At 45.2% G+C, this 18853-nt stretch carries 23 protein-coding genes and 1 tRNA gene; 13 read left to right on the top strand and 11 right to left on the bottom strand.

All coding sequences use genetic code 11. The features are described 5' to 3' along the window. Window positions 1–20: 20 nt before the first annotated feature. The gene (locus NIASO_RS02345) at window positions 21–1700 is read left to right on the top strand and encodes a GMC oxidoreductase (RefSeq protein ID WP_025298639.1); all 1680 of its coding nucleotides are present in this window, start codon (window positions 21–23) and stop codon (window positions 1698–1700) included. 12 nt (window positions 1701–1712) lie between these two features. Here the strand turns inward: NIASO_RS02345 and NIASO_RS02350 are convergent, their stop codons facing one another. Both NIASO_RS02350 and NIASO_RS02355 read right to left on the bottom strand, forming a co-directional pair. Further along, a complete protein-coding gene (locus NIASO_RS02350) occupies window positions 1713–2150 on the bottom strand; it encodes a DUF6526 family protein (RefSeq protein WP_008583839.1) in 438 nt (145 codons plus the stop codon). A gap of 145 nt (window positions 2151–2295) precedes the next feature. Continuing rightward, on the bottom strand, window positions 2296–3192 hold the full coding sequence (locus NIASO_RS02355) for a LysR family transcriptional regulator (protein WP_008583836.1): 897 nt from the start codon (window positions 3190–3192) through the stop codon (window positions 2296–2298). A 100-nt stretch (window positions 3193–3292) separates the two neighbouring features. Here NIASO_RS02355 and NIASO_RS02360 point away from each other — a divergent pair, with 100 nt between their 5' ends. The 3 genes from NIASO_RS02360 (at window position 3293) to NIASO_RS02370 (ending at window position 5523) form a co-directional block, all read left to right on the top strand. After that, window positions 3293–3910 carry an NAD(P)H-dependent oxidoreductase gene (locus NIASO_RS02360; protein WP_008583834.1) on the top strand — a complete coding sequence of 206 codons (618 nt, stop codon included), beginning with the start codon at window positions 3293–3295 and terminating at the stop codon, window positions 3908–3910. A gap of 101 nt (window positions 3911–4011) precedes the next feature. Further along, on the top strand, window positions 4012–4998 hold the full coding sequence (locus NIASO_RS02365) for an aldo/keto reductase (RefSeq protein WP_008583833.1): 987 nt from the start codon (window positions 4012–4014) through the stop codon (window positions 4996–4998). Window positions 4999–5031: 33 nt separating this feature from the next. Beyond that, window positions 5032–5523 carry a VOC family protein gene (locus NIASO_RS02370; protein WP_008583831.1) on the top strand — a complete coding sequence of 164 codons (492 nt, stop codon included), beginning with the start codon at window positions 5032–5034 and terminating at the stop codon, window positions 5521–5523. A 328-nt stretch (window positions 5524–5851) separates the two neighbouring features. On the opposite strand, the gene NIASO_RS02375 is transcribed toward NIASO_RS02370, so the two are convergent. Continuing rightward, window positions 5852–6463, bottom strand: coding sequence for a superoxide dismutase family protein (locus NIASO_RS02375; RefSeq protein ID WP_008583829.1), 612 nt, complete (start codon window positions 6461–6463; stop codon window positions 5852–5854). A 124-nt stretch (window positions 6464–6587) separates the two neighbouring features. Between NIASO_RS02375 and NIASO_RS02380 the strand changes: the two genes are divergently transcribed. The 3 genes from NIASO_RS02380 to rlmB all read left to right on the top strand — a co-directional run bounded on the left by NIASO_RS02380 (window position 6588) and on the right by rlmB (window position 8450). Beyond that, window positions 6588–7151, top strand: coding sequence for an NUDIX domain-containing protein (locus NIASO_RS02380; protein WP_008583827.1), 564 nt, complete (start codon window positions 6588–6590; stop codon window positions 7149–7151). A gap of 10 nt (window positions 7152–7161) precedes the next feature. Continuing rightward, window positions 7162–7656, top strand: a complete 495-nt coding sequence (locus NIASO_RS02385; protein ID WP_008583825.1) for a DUF4112 domain-containing protein — start codon at window positions 7162–7164, stop codon at window positions 7654–7656. A 68-nt stretch (window positions 7657–7724) separates the two neighbouring features. Beyond that, window positions 7725–8450, top strand: coding sequence for a 23S rRNA (guanosine(2251)-2'-O)-methyltransferase RlmB (gene rlmB, locus NIASO_RS02390; protein WP_008583823.1), 726 nt, complete (start codon window positions 7725–7727; stop codon window positions 8448–8450). A gap of 218 nt (window positions 8451–8668) precedes the next feature. Here rlmB and NIASO_RS02395 read toward each other — a convergent pair whose 3' ends face one another. Continuing rightward, a complete protein-coding gene (locus tag NIASO_RS02395) occupies window positions 8669–9274 on the bottom strand; it encodes a DNA-3-methyladenine glycosylase family protein (protein ID WP_025298641.1) in 606 nt (201 codons plus the stop codon). A gap of 264 nt (window positions 9275–9538) precedes the next feature. Here NIASO_RS02395 and NIASO_RS02400 point away from each other — a divergent pair, with 264 nt between their 5' ends. The 3 genes from NIASO_RS02400 to NIASO_RS02410 all read left to right on the top strand — a co-directional run bounded on the left by NIASO_RS02400 (window position 9539) and on the right by NIASO_RS02410 (window position 11870). Continuing rightward, the gene (locus NIASO_RS02400; RefSeq protein ID WP_008583817.1) at window positions 9539–9913 is read left to right on the top strand and encodes a hypothetical protein; all 375 of its coding nucleotides are present in this window, start codon (window positions 9539–9541) and stop codon (window positions 9911–9913) included. A gap of 27 nt (window positions 9914–9940) precedes the next feature. After that, on the top strand, window positions 9941–10936 hold the full coding sequence (locus tag NIASO_RS02405; protein ID WP_245605214.1) for a GSCFA domain-containing protein: 996 nt from the start codon (window positions 9941–9943) through the stop codon (window positions 10934–10936). Between the two features lie 94 nt (window positions 10937–11030). Further along, window positions 11031–11870, top strand: coding sequence for a mechanosensitive ion channel family protein (locus NIASO_RS02410; RefSeq protein ID WP_008583812.1), 840 nt, complete (start codon window positions 11031–11033; stop codon window positions 11868–11870). On the opposite strand, the gene NIASO_RS02415 is transcribed toward NIASO_RS02410, so the two are convergent. The 6 genes from NIASO_RS02415 to NIASO_RS02440 form a co-directional block, all read right to left on the bottom strand. Further along, window positions 11867–12082, bottom strand: coding sequence for a hypothetical protein (locus tag NIASO_RS02415; protein WP_008583810.1), 216 nt, complete (start codon window positions 12080–12082; stop codon window positions 11867–11869). The genes NIASO_RS02410 and NIASO_RS02415 overlap by 4 nt on opposite strands. A 99-nt stretch (window positions 12083–12181) precedes the next feature. Beyond that, complete coding sequence (locus NIASO_RS02420; RefSeq protein ID WP_008583808.1) at window positions 12182–13102, bottom strand: NADP-dependent oxidoreductase; 921 nt, start codon at window positions 13100–13102, stop codon at window positions 12182–12184. Window positions 13103–13181: 79 nt separating this feature from the next. Next, entirely contained in the window at window positions 13182–14417 is a 1236-nt protein-coding gene (locus NIASO_RS02425; RefSeq protein WP_008583807.1) for an RNA polymerase sigma factor, read from the bottom strand. Between the two features lie 14 nt (window positions 14418–14431). Further along, the gene (locus NIASO_RS02430; protein WP_008583805.1) at window positions 14432–14773 is read right to left on the bottom strand and encodes a YciI family protein; all 342 of its coding nucleotides are present in this window, start codon (window positions 14771–14773) and stop codon (window positions 14432–14434) included. Between the two features lie 42 nt (window positions 14774–14815). After that, window positions 14816–15277, bottom strand: a complete 462-nt coding sequence (locus NIASO_RS02435) for a carboxymuconolactone decarboxylase family protein (RefSeq protein WP_008583803.1) — start codon at window positions 15275–15277, stop codon at window positions 14816–14818. Between the two features lie 295 nt (window positions 15278–15572). Beyond that, entirely contained in the window at window positions 15573–16547 is a 975-nt protein-coding gene (locus tag NIASO_RS02440; protein ID WP_008583801.1) for a Gfo/Idh/MocA family protein, read from the bottom strand. Window positions 16548–16719: 172 nt separating this feature from the next. Here NIASO_RS02440 and NIASO_RS20145 point away from each other — a divergent pair, with 172 nt between their 5' ends. Then, window positions 16720–16884, top strand: coding sequence for a hypothetical protein (locus NIASO_RS20145; RefSeq protein WP_157547181.1), 165 nt, complete (start codon window positions 16720–16722; stop codon window positions 16882–16884). Between the two features lie 17 nt (window positions 16885–16901). Next, window positions 16902–17288: a DUF5053 domain-containing protein gene (locus NIASO_RS02445; RefSeq protein WP_025298642.1), complete on the top strand. Its 387-nt coding sequence runs from the start codon at window positions 16902–16904 to the stop codon at window positions 17286–17288. Window positions 17289–17419: 131 nt separating this feature from the next. On the opposite strand, the gene NIASO_RS02450 is transcribed toward NIASO_RS02445, so the two are convergent. Continuing rightward, a tRNA-Gln gene (locus tag NIASO_RS02450) sits at window positions 17420–17490 on the bottom strand. A 193-nt stretch (window positions 17491–17683) separates the two neighbouring features. Between NIASO_RS02450 and mdh the strand changes: the two genes are divergently transcribed. Further along, a complete protein-coding gene (gene mdh, locus NIASO_RS02455; RefSeq protein ID WP_008583797.1) occupies window positions 17684–18613 on the top strand; it encodes a malate dehydrogenase in 930 nt (309 codons plus the stop codon). Window positions 18614–18853 lie beyond the last annotated feature (240 nt).

Genomic DNA, 18853 nt, shown 5'->3' on the forward strand with positions numbered 1-18853 from the left:
TTTAAAAAAAATCAATGATTATGGCGGATACTACTTATGATGCAATAGTGATCGGCTCCGGTATCAGTGGCGGATGGGCCGCGAAAGAGCTTTGTGAAAAAGGACTGAAAGTGCTGCTGCTGGAACGCGGCAAGGATATAAAGCATATAACCGATTATGTTAATGCCGGTAAGGGCCCCTGGGAATTTGAGCACCGGGGCAGCATGACCCGGGCGCAAAAAGAACACAACCCCAATCGTATCCGCGGGTTTGGTCCCAGTGAGGTTAATCTCGACTGGTGGGCTAATGACGCAGAAACACCTTACACGGAAATAAAGCAATTCAATTGGTTTCGGGGTTACCAGGTAGGCGGTCGCTCGTTGTTATGGGGCAAACAAACCTATCGCTGGAGCGATATTGATTATGAAGCCAACGCGAAAGAAGGAATTGGCATCGACTGGCCGGTGCGCTATAAGGAAATTGCGCCCTGGTACGATCATGTGGAGCGCTTTATAGGGGTAAGTGGTAGCATGGAAAACTTACCGCAGTTACCGGACGGACAGTTTTTGCCGCCCATGGATATGAATATTGTGGAAAAAGATGTGGCAGCCCGTATTAAGACGGCTTACAACAATCAGCGGCGGATGATCATCGGGCGCTGCGCGCATCTTACAGAAGCATTGCCCGGTCGTAACAAATGCCAGTATCGTAATAAATGCGGATTGGGATGTCCGTATGGCGGCTATTTCAGCACTCAATCGTCCACATTGCCTGCGGCCATAAAAACGGGCAACCTTACCCTGCGTCCCTGGAGTATTGTGACAAAAATTTTGTACGATAAGGATAAGGAACGCGCAACAGGCGTGGAAGTACTGGATGCGGAAACTAATAAAACGTATGAATATAAGTCAAAGATCGTTTTCCTGAACGCCTCCACACTCAATAGTACCTGGGTATTACTGCATTCCGCAACGGAGGTATGGCCGGGCGGGTTAGGCAGCAGCAGCGGTGAGCTGGGGCATAATCTTATGGATCATCATTTGGGATCGGGGGCAGGTGGCCGGATGGAAGGCTACGAAGACAAATATACGTATGGGCGCAGGCCCAACGGCGTGTATATTCCCCGCTACCGGAACCTGAACGGAGAAAAACGGGACTATATCCGCGGTTTTGGTTACCAGGGCGGCGCGGGTCGGGGCCGGGGCACACAGGCGGCGGAGGAATTGGCGGTTGGGGTGGCGCTGAAGGAAGCCCTTTGCGAACCCGGAGGCTGGAACGTTTGGATCGGAGGTTTTGGCGAAGTACTGCCTTATCATGATAACCTGGTAGGCCTGGATAAGAACCGGAAAGATAAATGGGGACTGAATGTACTGGCAATTGATGCGGAATTGAGAGATAATGAATATAAAATGCGCAAGGAGATCATTAGTGACGGAAAGGAAATGCTGGAAAAAGCAGGGGTAAAAGAGGTGTATGGTTTCGACAATGATAGCATAATGGGGCAGGGCATTCATGAAATGGGTACGGCGCGGATGGGGGCTGATCCCAGGACCTCCGTGTTGAACAGGTGGAACCAGGTATGGGACGCTCCGAATGTATTTGTGACCGATGGCTCGTTCATGACATCGGCGGGTTGTGTAAATCCTTCTTTAACCTATATGGCTTTTACAGCCCGTGCAGTGGAGCATGCAGTAAGCGAATTAAAAAAGCAAAATCTGTAGCCGGTAAGGGCCTCAAACCCTCATGGCATCTGCTTTCCAGCGCTGGATAAGCGTTTTGATCGTTCGTGGCGAAAGATGTTCCTGAATAGCTTTTGCAACCAATGCTTCCAGTTCTTCATCGGGTGCAAAACGCAGCGCCGCTATTTGTCCGAATGATATTTTTGCTTCCAGTGGTTCGAAGTCTTTCCCGGTCAATACAAAATATTTGTGCCGCATTTCCAGTCGAACCAGCCGATCCTGCAAGGTTAACGCGTAATGTTGACGCAACATATATGAGAGCCATCCGGTCAAAAGCAATAGAATGGCAATAAAGATCCAGATCTCCCTAAGGGCCACATCAGTAAAAACCCGGTAAACAGCAAAAGATACCAGCACCATCAGCACCGGGTAAAAAATGAAATGATGCGGCGCATAGAAACGGATATGGTTCTTAAAAGATTGAGGTTGCATCTTTCAATTAATTTTTTGATGAACAATTGCTATATTGTTTGCTAAAGATAAATATCTTATAATAAAGCGGTATTCAAAGGCAAAAAGCAGGCATGTAAATTTCCTTGTTAGGGGTTAGCGCTTTTCTAAACGGGTTCATACTAACCTACTTCATCACCTTTCTAAACAAACTTTTGATCAGCTCAATTTCTTTAGCGTGGGTAGTGTTTTTCCGGCAGGCGAAATAAAGCGTATTCTTTAGCTGTTTATGCCCTTTCCATACCAGCTTTACCTGCCCGCTTTCAATTTCTTTATGACATAAAAAGTCCGGGATCACCGCCAGTCCTTTACCGCTGCTCAGGCACCGGACGATGGAGTTCAGATTGGGTACAATATAATTTGGCCGAAAATCAGGCGTGTTGCCAAAGTTGAGTTGCCAGAAACGGAACAGGTGCTCCATGTCGCCCGTAGTGCCATACCATTTTTGTTGTTTTAGCCAGTCTTCCGCCGCCGCATATTTTTTCTGTTTTACCAGTTTTTGAAAAGGAGCATCCTCCAGCTCTTTACCGGCCACCAACACGATTGTTTCCGATGAAAACGGCTGGTGCTCAATTTTTGCAGAACTGCCTTTATGCGGCGTTATGATCAGGTCCAGGATCCCCTTATCCAGGTTGTCCGACATTTCATGATAATCGCCAAAACGGATGATGACATTAAAGTTCAGGGTAGAAATATATTGCTCCAGTGTGATCTGGAAGGTTTCAAAACACATACCGATGCTGATGGTGGGCGTATGTTTTTCGGTACTGCGTTGAAAATTTTTTTCCGCATCCTCCAATGTGGAAAGACTTTCTGATACTGCATTGTACAGGATCTTGCCCCGCTCTGTAGGCACCATTTTACGACCAGCGCGTTCAAACAATTTATACCCTACATAGCTTTCCAGCGAGCTCAGATGCAGGCTCACGCCCGGCTGGGAAATAAACAGGCTCTCCGCTGCTCCGGTAAGCGTGCCGCTTTGATAAATGGCTTTAAAAGTGCGGTACCATTCCAGGTTGACCATAATTAATTATCATTTTTATAATACAAATCTATAAATTATATTATTTCCCTGATAATTATTTCCATAATAATTTTGTGTTGTCAATTTAAAAAAGAGATATATGAAAAAGATATTGATCATTAACGCAGGGCAACATTTCGGGCATTCCGGTGGCCGGTTTAATAATACAGTAACAGCCGAAACCGTGGCATTTTTCAACGATCAATCGGGTGTGGAAGTCCGCCAAACTATAATTGCCGATGGCTATGATCCCGCTGAAGAAGTGGAAAAGTTTGTATGGGCAGATACGATCATTTATCATACGCCCATCTGGTGGTTCCAGTTGCCTCATGGGTTTAAGCAATACATTGATGAAGTGTTTACCGCGGGGCACCGCAAGGGCATTTACCGCAGCGACGGCCGGTCTTCAGAAAATCCGGATATCAATTATGGAACCGGTGGAATGCTGCATGATAAAACTTATATGCTGACCACCAGTTGGAATGCGCCCGAAACGGCGTTTACATTGCCCGGTGAGTTTTTTAAAGAACGCAGCGTAGATGATGGCCCGTTATTTGGATTTCACCGGATGAACGCTTTTGCAGGTATGCAGCCCTTAATAAGCTTTCACTTCCACGACATCGAAAAAAATGCAGACGTGGTGCGGGATATGGAACGTTACAGGGTGCATTTATCAAAAGTATTTGAGACAGTGATAACACCACAAATAGCAGCCTAAGGTTTCCCGCAGAACGGCGCAGACAGAGCATAGAATAGGATCATCCGCGCAAATCAGCGGGAAATAATAAAACCAATTTAAAAATTAAAAACATTCAAATTATGGAATACAGAAAATTAGGAGCAACCGATCTGGAACTCTCCGTTATTGCACACGGCGCCTTTGCCCTTGGCGGTACGATGTGGGGCGGCAATGAAAAACAGGATTCCATCAACTCCATCCACGCTTCCTTAGATCATGGTGTAACCTCAATAGACACGGCACCCTTTTACGGATTTGGATTAAGCGAAGAATTGGTGGGTGAAGCTATTAAAGGAAAAGACCGCTCCAAAATCCAGTTGCTGACAAAATTCGGACTGGTATGGGATGGAAGTAATAAGGGGAAGGGTGAATTTTTCTTTGATGCTGCAGACAATGGAAAGACCATTCCGGTTTATAAATATGCCTCCAGAGAAAATGTAATTAAAGAAATAGAAGAAAGCTTAAAGCGCCTCGGTACAGATTATGTTGACCTGTTGCAACTCCACTGGCCGGATGCCACCACATCCATCAGCGAAACCATGGAAGCCCTGGAACTGCTGATTCAACAGGGGAAAATACGCGCTGCCGGTGTAAGCAATTACAGCGTGGCTCAACTACAGCAAGCTGCTCAAACCCTGAAACCCGCGAGTGACCAGGTGCCCTACAGTATGCTCAATCGCAGCATTGAAAAAGACCTGGTATCTTACGCATCAGCAACGCATACCGGTATTATTGTGTATAGCCCCATGGAGCGCGGTTTGCTTGCCGGCAAATATTTTAAAGAAGGTAGTTTAAAAAGTGACGACCACCGCAATGGTTATTTTACACAATTTAACCTGGACAAAGTAAAAACCCTGCTGCAATCCATCGAGCCCATTGCAACAGACAAAGGGGTCACGTTGGCTCAATTAGTATTACGCTGGACCACGCTGCAACCGGGCATCAGCGTAGTGCTGGCCGGAGCACGCAATGCGGCGCAGGCCATTGCCAATGCAGAGGCCATGAGCCTGGAACTGACCACAGAAGAACTGCAATTTATTAACCTACAGCTTGCAGGTTTGCAATAGTGCAGTACCTGCCGGAAATAAAAAATAAACACAATGGAAAAGAATACGCAAACAAAAGGCTTTAGCCGCGCCAACCATGTAGGGATTACGGTAAAGGATTTGGAGAAATCGATTCAATTCTATGAAGCGTTAACCGGCATCAAAATATCCAACCGGGACGAGATCGGCGGTAAACGAATGGCCCAGGTACAAGGGTTAAAAGATACCCGGATCCGCTACGCCAACCTGCACCTGGATAATTTGAACATGGATATACTGGAGTACGTAATTCCTGAGGCAGAAAAGGCTTCTTACAGAAACAACCAGATCAGCGCCATGCACCTTTGTTTTGAAGTAGATGATATGGAGGCAGCCCTTAAACGCTTAAAAGAGATAGAAGTGGAACCGGAAGGAGAGCCCATCGTATTCCAGGAGGAAGACGGATTAAAATCCGGCTTTGGCACGGCGGTGGTTTATTTCCGGGATCCCGATGGCACTAACCTGGAACTGATCGCTCCACAAGGTCCGTTTAAGCGGAAAGGATAGTAGTAAGGTAGCGTCAATGATGAGCCAGACGCAGCCCGCCCGGACGACGGTCGAACGGGGAGGGCGAAGAGAACTTTTTCACCGAAGGTAAATTTCATCGTTAAAGAACGGGATTGCTCCGATCGCTTCTCCCGGCTTCGCCCCGACAAAAGCCGGGGTTCGTTCCGATAAAACGACGGCACTATTAATGATTGGTTTTCATAATTTAAAAACATACCTCATTGGCTGTATTCAATTTACATTGTAAAATCAATGTGTTATTCGCGCCGCTGGTAATAAAAAAAGGCTGCAATAAATGTTGCAGCCTTTTTTGAAGTTAAATTTCGTCTTACATTTTAGTAATAACCCCACATCCCACACGCGGGCCGCTGTTGCCGCTTGGCTGGGTTTTATAATCATCTGTACCGCCATGCACGATAACCGCTTTGCCGATAATATCTTTGTTACCTGCATCTACGCTCCACAGGTCGGTGGTAACGCTTTTAGTGCCGTGACCGGTGGCGTCTAATTTAATATTGCCGATGTCGCCGGCATGGAAGGAGGCTGAGCCCCATTCGCCATGTTTAGCATTGGTAGGGTTCCAGTGCCCGTGTGAGTTTTCGCCTTTCATACCACAATCTCCATGCTCATGAAAATGCACGGCCACATTGCTGTCTTTTCTTTCCGGCATATTGATTTCTATATCCAGTCTTATTTTGCCGTCTGCCAGTTTGTAAAATTTGGCGGTTCCCAGGTTTTTGGTGCTGTCCGTTGTCGATTGAAGATTGGCCATTGCCACCTGGGTCCCTTCCGCAGCCGGGGCTGCCGCCGGTGTTGCAGTTGAATCAACGGTGGCTGCGGTTGCGGTGGAGTCGGAATTTGCTTTTTCTGATGAACCATTTCCGCAGGAAGCCAACATCATCAGCGAAGCGACGCCTGCAGCGAAGAAAATCTGTTTCATAATTTTTGATTTTAAAGTGTTGCGTACAATCAATATACAAATCTAAACGATTTATCTTTATAAATATTGTATAACTGTTTGTGGAACAATAATTGTTATTTTTATAACACAAAAAAAGTACCAAATGAGTGTTACGGAAAATCCCTGGACGGTTTTGGATAAAAATGAAGTATATGATAATCCATGGATCAAAGTAACCGCCTATAATGTAATTAACCCTTCAGGAGGTAAGGGGATCTATGGTAAAGTGCATTTTAAAAATATTGCGATCGGGATTGTGGCGTTAGATGAGCAGGAGAATACCTATCTGATCGGGCAGTTCCGCTTTGTTATTGATGCATACACCTGGGAGCTGCCCGAAGGAGGCTGTCCGGAAGGAAGTGATCCGTTAGAAAGCGCTAAACGCGAATTGCTGGAAGAGGCCGGACTGGAAGCGGACAACTGGAAGGAATTGCTGCGGATGCATTTGTCCAATTCTGTGTCGGACGAACTGGCAATCGTTTACCTTGCCTCAGGCCTTATACAAAAGATCCCACAGCCGGAAGATACCGAGCAACTGCAGATAAAGAAGCTTCCTTTAAAAGAGGCTTTTAAAATGGTGGAAACAGGGCAGATAACGGATTCTATATCTGTTGCCGCCTTACAAAAAACAGAACTGTTGTTATTGCAAGGTCATCGATTATTCTAAAATGCACGTTATGCCACAACCTCCCGCTTCGCAAAATACCGATCCCCGTTTAAAAACAGTACAGCGTATCAGTAAGCTGATGGACGAGCAGTTTGCGGTGGGCGGATTCCGGTTCGGGCTGGACCCCTTACTGAACCTCATACCGGTAGTAGGCGACATCAGTGGTTATTTTATTTCGATTGGGTTAATAATAACGATGCTGCAATACGGCGCTTCGGGAAAGCTGGTCACGAAAATGATCATCAACGCTTCGCTGGATGCCCTGGTGGGCGCCATACCGGTACTGGGCTGGTTCTTTGATTTTGCTTATAAGGCGAATGTGAAAAATGTTAAGCTGCTTACAGAGCATTATACAGAGGGAAAACATAAGGGAAGCGCTAAATCTGTGATACTACCGGTCTTATTGATAGCGGGAGTTGTGCTGGTACTGGTGATTTTTATTTCTGTAAAAGTCCTTCAGTGGTTTATCCGTTGGGGCGATAATGCTATTGGTGTGAAAATATAGTTAAGTTTCCGTTTCTTTGCTCTGTGAAAGATTTTAGAAAAAAACCACAGCGACCCAAAAAATCAAGTTTGGTTTATGGCAGGACGGCTATTGTAACGGCGCTCAAAGAGGGCGCGGGCCTGGATCGCATTTATATTGATCAGAAAGCGAATGATCCTGCTATAGGCGAGATCAGGCGGTTGGCCGCCACCCGGAATGTACCATTGAATTATGTACCCAAAGCGAAGCTTGATTTTTTTAATGTGGGGGAACACGAAGGAGTGATAGCGCAGAAGTCGCGTATCGTTTATCAGGAGTTACAGGATGTTATTTCTTTTGTTACGGAAACAGGCGCGGTACCCTTATTTTTGATTCTTGACGGCATCACAGATATACGGAACATTGGCGGGATTGCCCGCACCGCCTGGTGCTGCGGGGTACATGCAATCATTATCCCGGATAAAGGAGTGGGGGCGTTGAATGAAGATGCCATATTAACTTCTGCCGGGGCTTTGGAGGAAATACCGGTTTGCAGAGTGAACAGTCTTATGAAAACGGTTGATGAACTGCATTTGAACGGGATCCGGGTTTTTGCGGCGGCCATGGAAGGGGCTAAAAAAGTTTCTGAGGCCGACCTTACGATCCCTACAGCGATTGTAATGGGCAGCGAGGAGAAGGGTATTTATCCGGCGCTGTTGAAAATATGCGATGAAAATATCCGAATAGCCATGAAGAATGATTTTGAGAGTTTGAATGTTTCGGTGGCAACGGGAATGATCCTATACGAGGCGATGGAGCAGCGGAGCAGAGGCTGAATGCTAAACGCAGAACGCGCAATGCAGAACGCTTAATGCTGGCATGAATGGATGTTAAACCTCGTTGGTGAATAGTCAATGGTTAATAGACAGTAACGCGTTAGGGAAAAAACGAAATCTTTGCCGTGAGACGTCAAATATCAAATCTTTCAAACATAGAAAGCGTTTTCAACTGAAGAACGGGATCGAAAATCAGAGATCAGAAATCAAAAATTGATCTATTCCGGTACTGCATCAAGTGAACGCCATAAGTACAAGCAAGCATAGGTACGGTACGGCTTCCAGTTTTCGGCCACGGCGATTATTTTTGCCTCATATTCTTTTTTGTTTGTAAAAGGGATATTGTATAGCTGGCTCACGGCTTTTTGAAGGCCCAGGTCCCCGATCGAAAAAACATCTTCACGCCCCAATGAAAACATCAGCAGCATTTCAGCGGTCCATTTGCCTACTCCTTTTATTTGCGTGATCAGGGCGATAAAGGCGTCATTTTCCATTTCGTGGATCTTTTTGTCGGTGAGTTTATTATCGATAAAAAAACGGCATACATTTTTGATGTATTGCGCCTTTGCGTTGGAGAGCCCGATGCTGCGCAGCGTTTCATGCGGGATGGCCAGGATTTTCCGGGCGGTAGGCTTTTTCCCTTTAAACAATTGCAAAAAACGTCCTTTCAATACAGCGGCCACTTTGGTGCTTAACTGCTGGCCCAGGATGGAAGTACATATTTTCAGCAGGATGTTCTCCTGCAACTCAAGCGTATAATCGCCGTGCCGGCGGATCAGTTGTTTTAATACTTTGTCTTTTGATAAATGCTTTTTATAGTGCATAAAGTTCGTGTATATGACGGTATAAGAACGGCTCACAGAATACACAGAAGGGCTTAAAAATCTGTGTAAATCTGAGGGATCTGTGAGAAAAATACATGATGAGATTTAAGTTGTTTATAAATGGGTCACAGATTGCACGGATCTTCACAGAAGGTTTTAAAAATCTGTGTGGATCTTAGAAAATCTGAGAATACAAAAATATTACACATTCGTTTTAGCGCAATCTCCGCTACTAAATTAATAAAATTGTAATTTTAAAAAAATATGTTTAGCCGCGATTATCTTTTGGCAAAAGTGAGCCTTTTTTTTGAGGCGATCGCTAAAGCAAAAAAAGCTTTGGGGGACAAGCAGTACGAGGTATTGTCGGCCATTCTGAATGAAAACCTTGATGAGCCTGCAATTACAGCGTACATTAATGGGGATGACCGGCAATTGCCTGATGAAGCCTATCAATACCTGTTGTTTCAGGCGGAATTACTTTTTCTGCAACTGCAATTCCTGAAGGCAACAGGAGCCGCGTTTGAAATGACCCAAGAGCGTTACCTGCACTATTCCCTGAAATTATTAAAAGCAGATGCCCGTAATTTTAATTTCGCCTTACATCAGAAAATACTATTGGTGCAGCAAAATGCTTTTTAAATTCCGGATATTTGCAGGATGGATTTTATGGCGCCCATACAGATAGAAAAATTGACTCCCCCTGTAAAATATGGTGATAAGATCTTGTTGATCGGTTCCTGCTTTACAGAACATATTGGCAATGCATTGGCTGATCATAAGTTTGATATCCTCCAAAACCCGCATGGGATCCTGTTTGATCCCGCCAGTGTCTATCATGGTCTGGTCCGGTATATTGAACAAACGCCCTACACTGAAGAGGATCTGTTTTATCTGAATGAGGTCTGGCAATCCTGGCACCATCATTCGCGTTTTTCGGGGATGGATAAGCAGCAGGTATTAACCCAGATGAATGCGGCTTTAAATGAGGCGCACCATTTTTTAAAACAAACGGAATGGGTGATCATTACTCTGGGCTCTTCTTTTTCTTATCGTTTGAACGAAAAAGCTCCAGGGGACCATCAGGCCGGACTAAAAGTAGCCAATTGCCACCGGGCGCCGGGGCAATGGTTTGATAAGAAAATGCTGGAGATTGATGAAACAGTGGCAATGCTGGATAATCTTTACCACCGGCTGCGAATCTTCAATCCTAATGCGAAAATTATTTTTACCATAAGCCCCGTGCGGCATCTGCGTGATGGGGCTGTTGCCAATAACCGCAGCAAAGCACGTTTGCTGGAAGCTGTGCACCATATTGTAAATAAATTCCCCCATCATTATTATTTTCCTGCCTATGAGCTGGTTATTGATGTGCTGCGCGATTACCGTTTTTATGATGTGGATCTGGCGCATCCCAATTATCCGGCTACCGAATTTGTGCTGGAACACTTTACACAGGCCTGTATTGACGAGGCTTCCCGCCAGTTGATGCAGGAGATCCGTTCCGTTGTTATTGCACGCAAGCACAAACCCTTTCATCCTGATACACAGGCGCATCAAACCTTCCTGAGCACACAATATAAAAAAGCGCTGCGCTTATCTCAGCAATATCCGTTTTTGGATCTCAAAGAAGAAATGGCTTTTTTCAAAGACGCCATGACTTAAGAAAATGATAAAATTCCGGCCTTGAGGGGTTCTTTTTTGAGAGTTTATTTATGTTCGCATCGTTGATCATAAATCGAACCCTAAAAGAAAATCTATGTTATTACAGGTTGAAAATGTAGTGGCAACAAGTGCTACATGGCTGTCAAAGATCAGGGATATGGCGCTGGAATATGCACCCAAGCTGATCGGGGCTATTATTTTATATGTTGTGGGAACCTGGGTGATCAATAAGATCGCCGCTTTGTTGAGAAATTTATTTAGCAAACGACACTTTGATAAGTCCCTGCAAACCTTTCTGATCTCGGTGCTGAAAGCCACTTTGTTGCTGTTGCTGTTTCTTGCAATCGTGGGTATGCTGGGTGTGCCGATTACCGGCTTTGCAGCGCTTTTGGCAGGCGCAGGTTTAGCTATTGGTGCGGCTTTAAACGGGTCGCTCGGAAACCTGGCGGGTGGTGTAATGATCATGATCTTTAAACCCTTCAAAGTGGGAGAGGTGATAGAAGCCCAGGGCCATACGGGAAAGGTATTGGAGATTGGTATTTTTAACACTTCTATTTTATCGGGAGAGAATAAAGTGGTTATTTTGCCCAATGGGGGATTATCAACTGGTGTTATTTCCAATTATAATACGCACGGCAATTTGCGGGTGGATATTTTGCTGACGGTTGCAGGCAGCCAGGACATTGAAACCGCGCGGCGGATAGCGCTGGAAACGGTTTCAAAGAATCCTTTGGTGTTAGAAGATCCGGCTCCTGAGGTAAAAGTGCTCAAGATCGATGGCAACGGATTGCAATTGGGGATCAGACCATACACTACCCAGGAAAATTATTGGAAAGTTTATTTTGCCGAAATCGAAAATATAAAAAATGCTTTTGATGCCAATGGCGTTCAATGGCCAGTGCCTACACAGATCAGTATTAACAAATCGGCTTAAGTGCCCATATAATCGTAGAGCCACGCCATCAGCCATAATCCGGCCGACAATATGCCGCCCAGCGCAAGGAATAAAAGCAACCCGAAACCTATGATCCCCGCCCTGGTGCTGGCATTTAGTAATTTGTTATTGAGATAACGATATACGTAAAGCCCGCTTAAGACAGTAAGCGGAAAGATCGCTATGGTGAGGATGATCTGTAAACCTGGCATTACCCTTCTTTTTGAAATTACTTGTGCGAGGTAAGAAGATAAATGTAACCTTTTAAGTTTTCACTTTCGACATATCACGCTTCACTTAACAGGAATAGCTCAGGGGCGCAGCAATATTTTGCCCGAGGGATGCGCCTGTTTTACTGCCTTTAATGCAGCTACGGCATCCGATAAAGCAAATACCCGATCAACCGGAGCTTTTATTTTACCACCGGCAGCATCCAGTAATATTTGTTCAAGCCGGTTGGCATTTGGGCCACCGTAAACTACCTTGGCATGTACTTTATATTGAGTGGCTAACTCTTTCGACGGCGCTTCAATCAGGCTGATCAGGTAACCACCTTCTTTCAGCACCTTAAAAGAATCTGTCTGCATCTTACCGCCAACAGTGTCCAGCACTACATCCACTTCTTTAACAGCAGTTGAAAAATCCTGTTTTGTATAATCGATAAATACATCGGCGCCCAGCGCTTTAACCCGTTGTTCATTTTTTCCTGAACCGGTTGCAATAACATAAGCACCGGCCTGTTTTGCTTCCTGAACCGCCATCCCGCCCACGTTTCCTGAAGCGCCGTGGATGAGTACCTTTTGCCCGGCGGTGAGTTTACCCTCGTCAAAGAGCGCCTTCCACGCTATTAAGGACGCGACCGGGATAGCCGCTGCGGTTTCAAAAGAAAGTGAAGCGGGCTTTTTCGCCATCCAATCCTGATGGGTAGTGATATATTGGGCAAAGCCGCCGCCAAACCGGCCTGGGTTACCGCAGACTGCATCTCCTTCCTTAAATTTTGTTACGCCTTCACCCGTCGCCACCACGACCCCCGAAAGCTCCGAACCGGGGATAACGGGCAGGCTAACGCCGGATTGTTCTTTATAAACCTCAATTACTTTCAGATCGTAGGGGTTGACCGCTGCATTTTCAATTTTTATCAATAATTCCCCGGCGCCTGCTACAGGTACCGGTACTTCTTTGAGCTGGAGATTATCAATGCTACCAAATTGATCCAGAACGATTGCTTTCATTGTATACAAGGTTTATTGAAGACTTTGGTGCATCAAGTTAAAACCTTGCAGCAACAAAAACAATAAAATCTCGTATCCCTTAGTTTTGGACGGTTAGCTGATCGATCTTTTTTTGGATTAAATGCCTGTCAGCGGCTGATTGGGCCAGGATATGAGCCCGTTCAAAACAGGTCTGGGCCGTTTTATTGTCTTTGCCGGTATAAAGCGTTCCCAGCAGTACAAAATAAAAGTGATTGTTCTCAAGCCTGAGCTTTTCAGCCTCAATAATGGCAGCCTCCACGCCGTTGGCTTTGGCCAGTGCAAAGGTCCGGTTCAATGCGGCTACCGGCGAATACTCCAGTAGCAGCAACTGGTTGTATAATTGAAGAATTGCTTCCCATTTTTCTTTGGAGTCACCCGGGTGGGTATGCCAATACGCGATGCCGGCTTCCAGGTGATATTTGGTGAGCAGGGAGCCCTGCGCTGCCTGATTCAGATAGAAACTGCCTTTTTCAATTAATGCCTGATCCCAGAGGGAAACGTCCTGATCGTTGTAAAGCACCAGGTCTTCAGTTTGGTTCGTCCGTGCTTCAAAGCGGGATGCATGGAAACACATCAGTGCCATCAGGGCATTGGTGGCCGGCAGGTTGGTACGTTCATTCTCGAGCAGCAATAAGGTTAGCCGCATTGCCTCACTGCAACATTCCTTTTTTAAAGGGTGTTCACCAGACACCGAATAATAGCCTTCATTAAAAAGAAGGTAAAGAGTTATCAAAACGGACTCCATCCGTCGGGGTAGTATGTCTGCCCCGGGAATGGCGATATCGATTTTTGCTTCTCTTAGTTTTTCCTTTGCACGTTGGATGCGTTTGTAGATAGTGTCTTTGCCGGTCAAAAAGGCTGTCGCAATTTCTTGTACGCCAAAACCACAAAGCAGGTTTAATGCCAGTGCGATCTGTGCTTCTGTGGCAATGAGGGGATCGGATATGGTGAAGATCATCGCCAAAACACTGTCGGCAATGCCGGTTTCCGTAAGGTCTATTTCAGCATTTAAGGAAGCGGTTTGTTTTATTTCAGGTGCAATTTTTTTTGTAAATAAAGTATGCCGCTTCAGGTGATTTTTCGTTTTATTTTTTGCAACCGTGTACAGCCAGGCGGCCGGATTTTCAGGAACACCTTTCAACCCCCACAACTCTGTTGCTGTCAGAAAAGTATCGCTGGCAATATCTTCGGCCGTTTCAATATGATCAATACCAAAATGCGCACAGAGTACAGCAACAATTTTGCTGTACTCTGTACGAAATAAATGGGGAATTAATTCAGTTGCTGATCGCATTCAATACTCTTGGATTACATTTTACTGATTTCCCTTACTTCAACGGATCCCCCGATTGTATAAACCGGGCAGCCTTTGGCTAATGCAACGGCCTCTTCAATAGTATCAACCCTCACCAGTGAATAACCGCCCAGGCTCTCTTTGATCTCGCAGTAGGGGCCATCTGTTACTACATTATTTGGTTTCACCACCCGGCCATCATTTTCCAGGCGATTGCCCGGGTCTGCCAGTTTATTTTGCGCGGCAATGCTGCCGATCCAGTCCATCCATTTTTTGGTGATGGATTGCAATTCCTCAGGGGAGCGCTTTGCATAGGCGCTGTAGTCGGCTCTGTATAAGAATAAAAAATCTTTCATTGTTATTGTTTTAGATATGATTAATAAATGTTGAACGGTAGCTTACTTGAACATGCCAACCTGATAAGTACCTACAGGTGCGCCGAAAGCAATATTAATGCGATTATAGGAATTAATTGCGATTACGCCCATTGTGAGGTCCATTAATTCTTCATCAGTAAACTGTTTTTTTGCTTCTTCGTAAATTTCATCGGGCACCAATGTCGATTTTAGCTTTGTCAGCGCTTCGGCCCAGGCAAGAGCGGCGCGCTCCCGGTCGCTGTAAAAAGGGGCTTCCCTCCAGGCGTCTAACACATAAAGCCGCTGCTCAGTTTCTCCGGCTGCTCTCAGATCCTTCGAGTGCATGTCCAGGCAAAAAGCACAGCCATTGATCTGCGATACCCTGTAATAGATCAGGTGCAGCAGTTGCTGTTCAATAGTGGATTGCGCCAGGTATTTACCCAACGGATAAAGAGATGCTAAAGCTTTTTTTCCTACTTCCTGTACATTTAAACGTGGTTCCATAATTGTTGTTTTTGTCCCCTATTTGCGGGGGTTATTAAATGTTGTTTGCTTTAATAACAACCGACTTCAGGGAAATTGGACAACCGATGAAATTATTTTTAAAAAAAGTAGATATTTTTATCGTGAACTTAATTTCAACTACATAGATTCATAGAAAAAGATGCTTTGATCTACAACGAAAACTTAGTGAAACATAGTGTTTTCATCGTCGATGAAAACCTTTGAGACCCTATTTCTCTGCCTATGCAAAAAAACTATGAGCCTATGTGGTTTAGTCTAAAAATTCAGACAATTACTATGATTTAATGGTTGCGTTCCCGATCTTTTCCAGGATCTGGTGGGCTACGTCCATGGCTTTCAAACCGTCAATTTCAGAAACTACCGTCTGGGTATTGTTAACGATCGCATCCCTGAATTCTTCCAGTTCGCGCTTAATGGCGTTTACTTCAGGGATCAGCGGGTTGGCTACCGCAATGGTCTTTTTGCCTGCAGAGGTATCAATATCAAAAGCAAAAACATTTTCATCGGCAGCTTCCTTTAATTTGATGATCTCCGTTTTTTTATTTAAAAAGTCGATGCCGATATAGGCGTCTTTCTGAAAGAGGCGCATCTTCCGCATTTTCTTCATAGAGATGCGACTGGAAGTAAGGTTGGCCACGCAGCCGTTATCAAACTCGATGCGTACATTGGCGATATCCGGCGTTTCTGTCAATACGGCTACACCGCTTGCAGAGATGCGCTTCACATCGCTCTTGACGATGCTTAAAATAATATCGATGTCGTGGATCATCAGGTCCAGGATCACGCTCACCTCTGTGCCACGGGGATTGAATTGCGCCAGGCGGTGCACTTCAATAAACATGGGTTTTAAGGTAACGTTTTTCAGGGAAAGAAAAGCGGGATTAAACCGTTCCACATGTCCTACCTGCAATTTGATGCTTGATTCTTTGGCGAGCTTTACCAGTTCGCGCGCTTCCTCCATTGTATCGGCAAAGGGCTTTTCCACAAATACATGGCGCCCCATTTTTATGGCTTTTTCGCACCATTGATAATGGTAGGTAGTGGGGGTTACAATATCAATGGCATCGCAGAGGCCCAGGAATGCATCCGCATTGGTAAACCGGCGGATCTTGTATTTTTCAATAACTTCCGCTGCCGTGGCATCGTTCGGTTCGTAAAATCCTACCACTTCCACATTGTCGATTTCCAGCCAGTTATTTAAGTGAAACTTTCCCAGATGGCCTACGCCTACAATCCCTATTTTTAGCATATCAGTATTTAAAAATTCAAAGATAACTATTGAAATCAGGGCAGGCGATTTTTTTTACTATTCTGGCTGTACTCAATAGAATATGAATGGGATAGTCAGGAAGTCGGTTTAATAAACTAAAGTTTATTATCTTTACCCTCGAATAACACCTCAGCCATGGATAAAGATCAAATTGAAAAAAGAATTAGAGGCTGAAAAGCTAAACCTGGCAGCGTTCTTAAAGATGGCTGCGCGTTTTGGCTTATCAGACGATGAAACCGAGATGCAGATTGATTTTTATCTTGAAAAGATCGCTACATTAAAAAAGCAATTAGATAACCAAAATCCTCCCGGATGAGGGCTTAAAGTTTTTGTATGAATAAAGAATTAAATAAATTGATGCAACTGGCCGGAACTGCCCAGTTTGATGCAGCGCTGGACCAGCTGTATGAAAAATATAAAGATGATGCGGCTGCAAAAAGAGCCATTGCGGCCTACATAAAAAAAGGTGTTGCGGCGTCCGGAGAAAGAATAAATGGCGTTGCTGTTAAGATGCAGCTTGCGGAAGTATCAGAGATCATAAGCCTGTCTTATATTGCGAAGACTTACTTTAATAAAACCAAGTCCTGGCTTTCACAACGGGTAAACGGGCACACCGTTAATGGGAAAGCGGCCCTGTTTACATCAGAAGAAATGAAAACACTGAATTTTGCATTAAAGGATGTTGGCAAAAAAATTGGCTCTACCAGCGTGCATCTTTGAGATGCTGTTGAGTGTAGTACAGGTGTGCAAGAGTGCGATCCCGCTTTCGGCGGGACAGGCTCCAAGTAAAGTTGCCATCTGCACTGCAGTTTGGTCCATAAAAAAAGAGCGTTTCAATGAACGCTCTTTTGTTGACCCATAAGGATTCGAACCTTAACTGACTGAACCAAAATCAGTAGTGCTACCGTTACACCATGGGTCAATCCGCCCTTTTTTCTGACCATTGTCAGATTTGGGATTGCAAAAATAGGGAAATCCTTCGTTGTAGCAAAGGCTTTTAAAAATATTTTTGTGATTTTTCAATTTAACGTCCGATTTTGATTTTTGGTTAGTTTGGTGAGTATTAAACAGTTAAATTTGTTACCATTCAATTCATCTTTAAAAACGATTATTCAATGAAAGTTACTGTAGTAGGAGCCGGAGCGGTGGGAGCTACCTGTGCTGACAATATTGCCAGAAAAGAATTAGCATCAGAATTGGTTTTGCTGGATATTAAAGAGGGTGTGGCCGAAGGCAAATCCATCGATATGATGCAGACAGCGGCCCTCCTGGGTTTTGATACAAAAATAAAAGGCGTTACGAACGACTATGCCGCTACTGCGGATTCCGATGTGGTGGTGATCACTTCCGGACTGCCCCGCAAACCGGGGATGACGCGCGAGGAGCTGATAGGGGTGAACGCCGGCATTGTAAAAAGTGTAACGGAAAATATTTTAAAATATTCGCCGGACACGATCCTGATCGTGGTGTCGAACCCGATGGATACGATGAATTACCTCACGCTGCAAACCTCCGGACTGCCGAAGCACCGGGTATTGGGAATGGGTGGTGCGCTGGATTCGGCCCGCTTCCGGTATTACCTGAGCCAGGAACTGGGCTGCTCACCGGCTGATCTGAATGCCGTTGTGGTGGGTGGTCATGGCGATACTACCATGATCCCTTTGATCAAACACGCTACCTGGGGCAGCACACCGGTGACCAATTTTCTGTCGGACGAACAGCAGGCCAAAATTGTTGCCGATACCATGGTGGGCGGCGCTACGTTGACAAAGCTGATCGGTACTTCCGCCTGGTATGCGCCGGGCGCGGGAACGGCGGCGATGGTGGAAAGTATTCTGCGGGATGAAAAGAAAATAATTTCCTGTGGCGTGGCGCTGGATGGGGAATACGGGCAAAAAGATATTTCGCTGGTAGTGCCTGTTACCCTGGGCCGGAAGGGTTGGGAAAAGATCATCGATTTTAAACTGTCGGAGACGGAGCAGGCGGCCTTTAACAAAAGTGCCGATGCCGTGCGCACCATGAACGACGTTTTAAAGACCTTATAATTTTTCATGATTGTTTGTTTTTCCCGGTTCATTGAATGGACCGGGATTTTTATTTCTGCAGCTAGTTTTAACGGAGGACGCTATGCGAAGCGTCCTTGCTTCGCATTTTTATTCCGCTATAAGTTTCCCGCAGATTCGCGCTAATGTGGACAGAAAAAGATCAGCAGAGATCAGCGAGGCAAACTAATTCGAAATAGTTATTCCGCAGGTTTTCGCAGAAAAAAGAAGTGTGATCCGCAC

Origin of the sequence: Niabella soli DSM 19437 (assembly GCF_000243115.2) — a bacterium.
Classification (GTDB): Bacteria; Bacteroidota; Bacteroidia; order Chitinophagales; family Chitinophagaceae; genus Niabella; species Niabella soli.

Excerpts from the sequence above, each read along its gene's own strand:
- NIASO_RS02345 (WP_025298639.1), top strand. The coding sequence starts at position 21 with ATGGCGGATACTACTTATGATGCAATAGTGATCGGCTCCGGTATCAGT.
- NIASO_RS02350 (WP_008583839.1), bottom strand. The coding sequence starts at position 2,150 with ATGCAACCTCAATCTTTTAAGAACCATATCCGTTTCTATGCGCCGCAT.
- NIASO_RS02355 (WP_008583836.1), bottom strand. The coding sequence starts at position 3,192 with ATGGTCAACCTGGAATGGTACCGCACTTTTAAAGCCATTTATCAAAGC.
- NIASO_RS02360 (WP_008583834.1), top strand. The coding sequence starts at position 3,293 with ATGAAAAAGATATTGATCATTAACGCAGGGCAACATTTCGGGCATTCC.
- NIASO_RS02365 (WP_008583833.1), top strand. The coding sequence starts at position 4,012 with ATGGAATACAGAAAATTAGGAGCAACCGATCTGGAACTCTCCGTTATT.
- NIASO_RS02370 (WP_008583831.1), top strand. The coding sequence starts at position 5,032 with ATGGAAAAGAATACGCAAACAAAAGGCTTTAGCCGCGCCAACCATGTA.
- NIASO_RS02375 (WP_008583829.1), bottom strand. The coding sequence starts at position 6,463 with ATGAAACAGATTTTCTTCGCTGCAGGCGTCGCTTCGCTGATGATGTTG.
- NIASO_RS02380 (WP_008583827.1), top strand. The coding sequence starts at position 6,588 with ATGAGTGTTACGGAAAATCCCTGGACGGTTTTGGATAAAAATGAAGTA.
- NIASO_RS02385 (WP_008583825.1), top strand. The coding sequence starts at position 7,162 with ATGCCACAACCTCCCGCTTCGCAAAATACCGATCCCCGTTTAAAAACA.
- NIASO_RS02395 (WP_025298641.1), bottom strand. The coding sequence starts at position 9,274 with ATGCACTATAAAAAGCATTTATCAAAAGACAAAGTATTAAAACAACTG.
- NIASO_RS02400 (WP_008583817.1), top strand. The coding sequence starts at position 9,539 with ATGTTTAGCCGCGATTATCTTTTGGCAAAAGTGAGCCTTTTTTTTGAG.
- NIASO_RS02405 (WP_245605214.1), top strand. The coding sequence starts at position 9,941 with ATGGCGCCCATACAGATAGAAAAATTGACTCCCCCTGTAAAATATGGT.
- NIASO_RS02410 (WP_008583812.1), top strand. The coding sequence starts at position 11,031 with ATGTTATTACAGGTTGAAAATGTAGTGGCAACAAGTGCTACATGGCTG.
- NIASO_RS02415 (WP_008583810.1), bottom strand. The coding sequence starts at position 12,082 with ATGCCAGGTTTACAGATCATCCTCACCATAGCGATCTTTCCGCTTACT.
- NIASO_RS02420 (WP_008583808.1), bottom strand. The coding sequence starts at position 13,102 with ATGAAAGCAATCGTTCTGGATCAATTTGGTAGCATTGATAATCTCCAG.
- NIASO_RS02425 (WP_008583807.1), bottom strand. The coding sequence starts at position 14,417 with ATGCGATCAGCAACTGAATTAATTCCCCATTTATTTCGTACAGAGTAC.
- NIASO_RS02430 (WP_008583805.1), bottom strand. The coding sequence starts at position 14,773 with ATGAAAGATTTTTTATTCTTATACAGAGCCGACTACAGCGCCTATGCA.
- NIASO_RS02435 (WP_008583803.1), bottom strand. The coding sequence starts at position 15,277 with ATGGAACCACGTTTAAATGTACAGGAAGTAGGAAAAAAAGCTTTAGCA.
- NIASO_RS02440 (WP_008583801.1), bottom strand. The coding sequence starts at position 16,547 with ATGCTAAAAATAGGGATTGTAGGCGTAGGCCATCTGGGAAAGTTTCAC.
- NIASO_RS02445 (WP_025298642.1), top strand. The coding sequence starts at position 16,902 with ATGAATAAAGAATTAAATAAATTGATGCAACTGGCCGGAACTGCCCAG.
- mdh (WP_008583797.1), top strand. The coding sequence starts at position 17,684 with ATGAAAGTTACTGTAGTAGGAGCCGGAGCGGTGGGAGCTACCTGTGCT.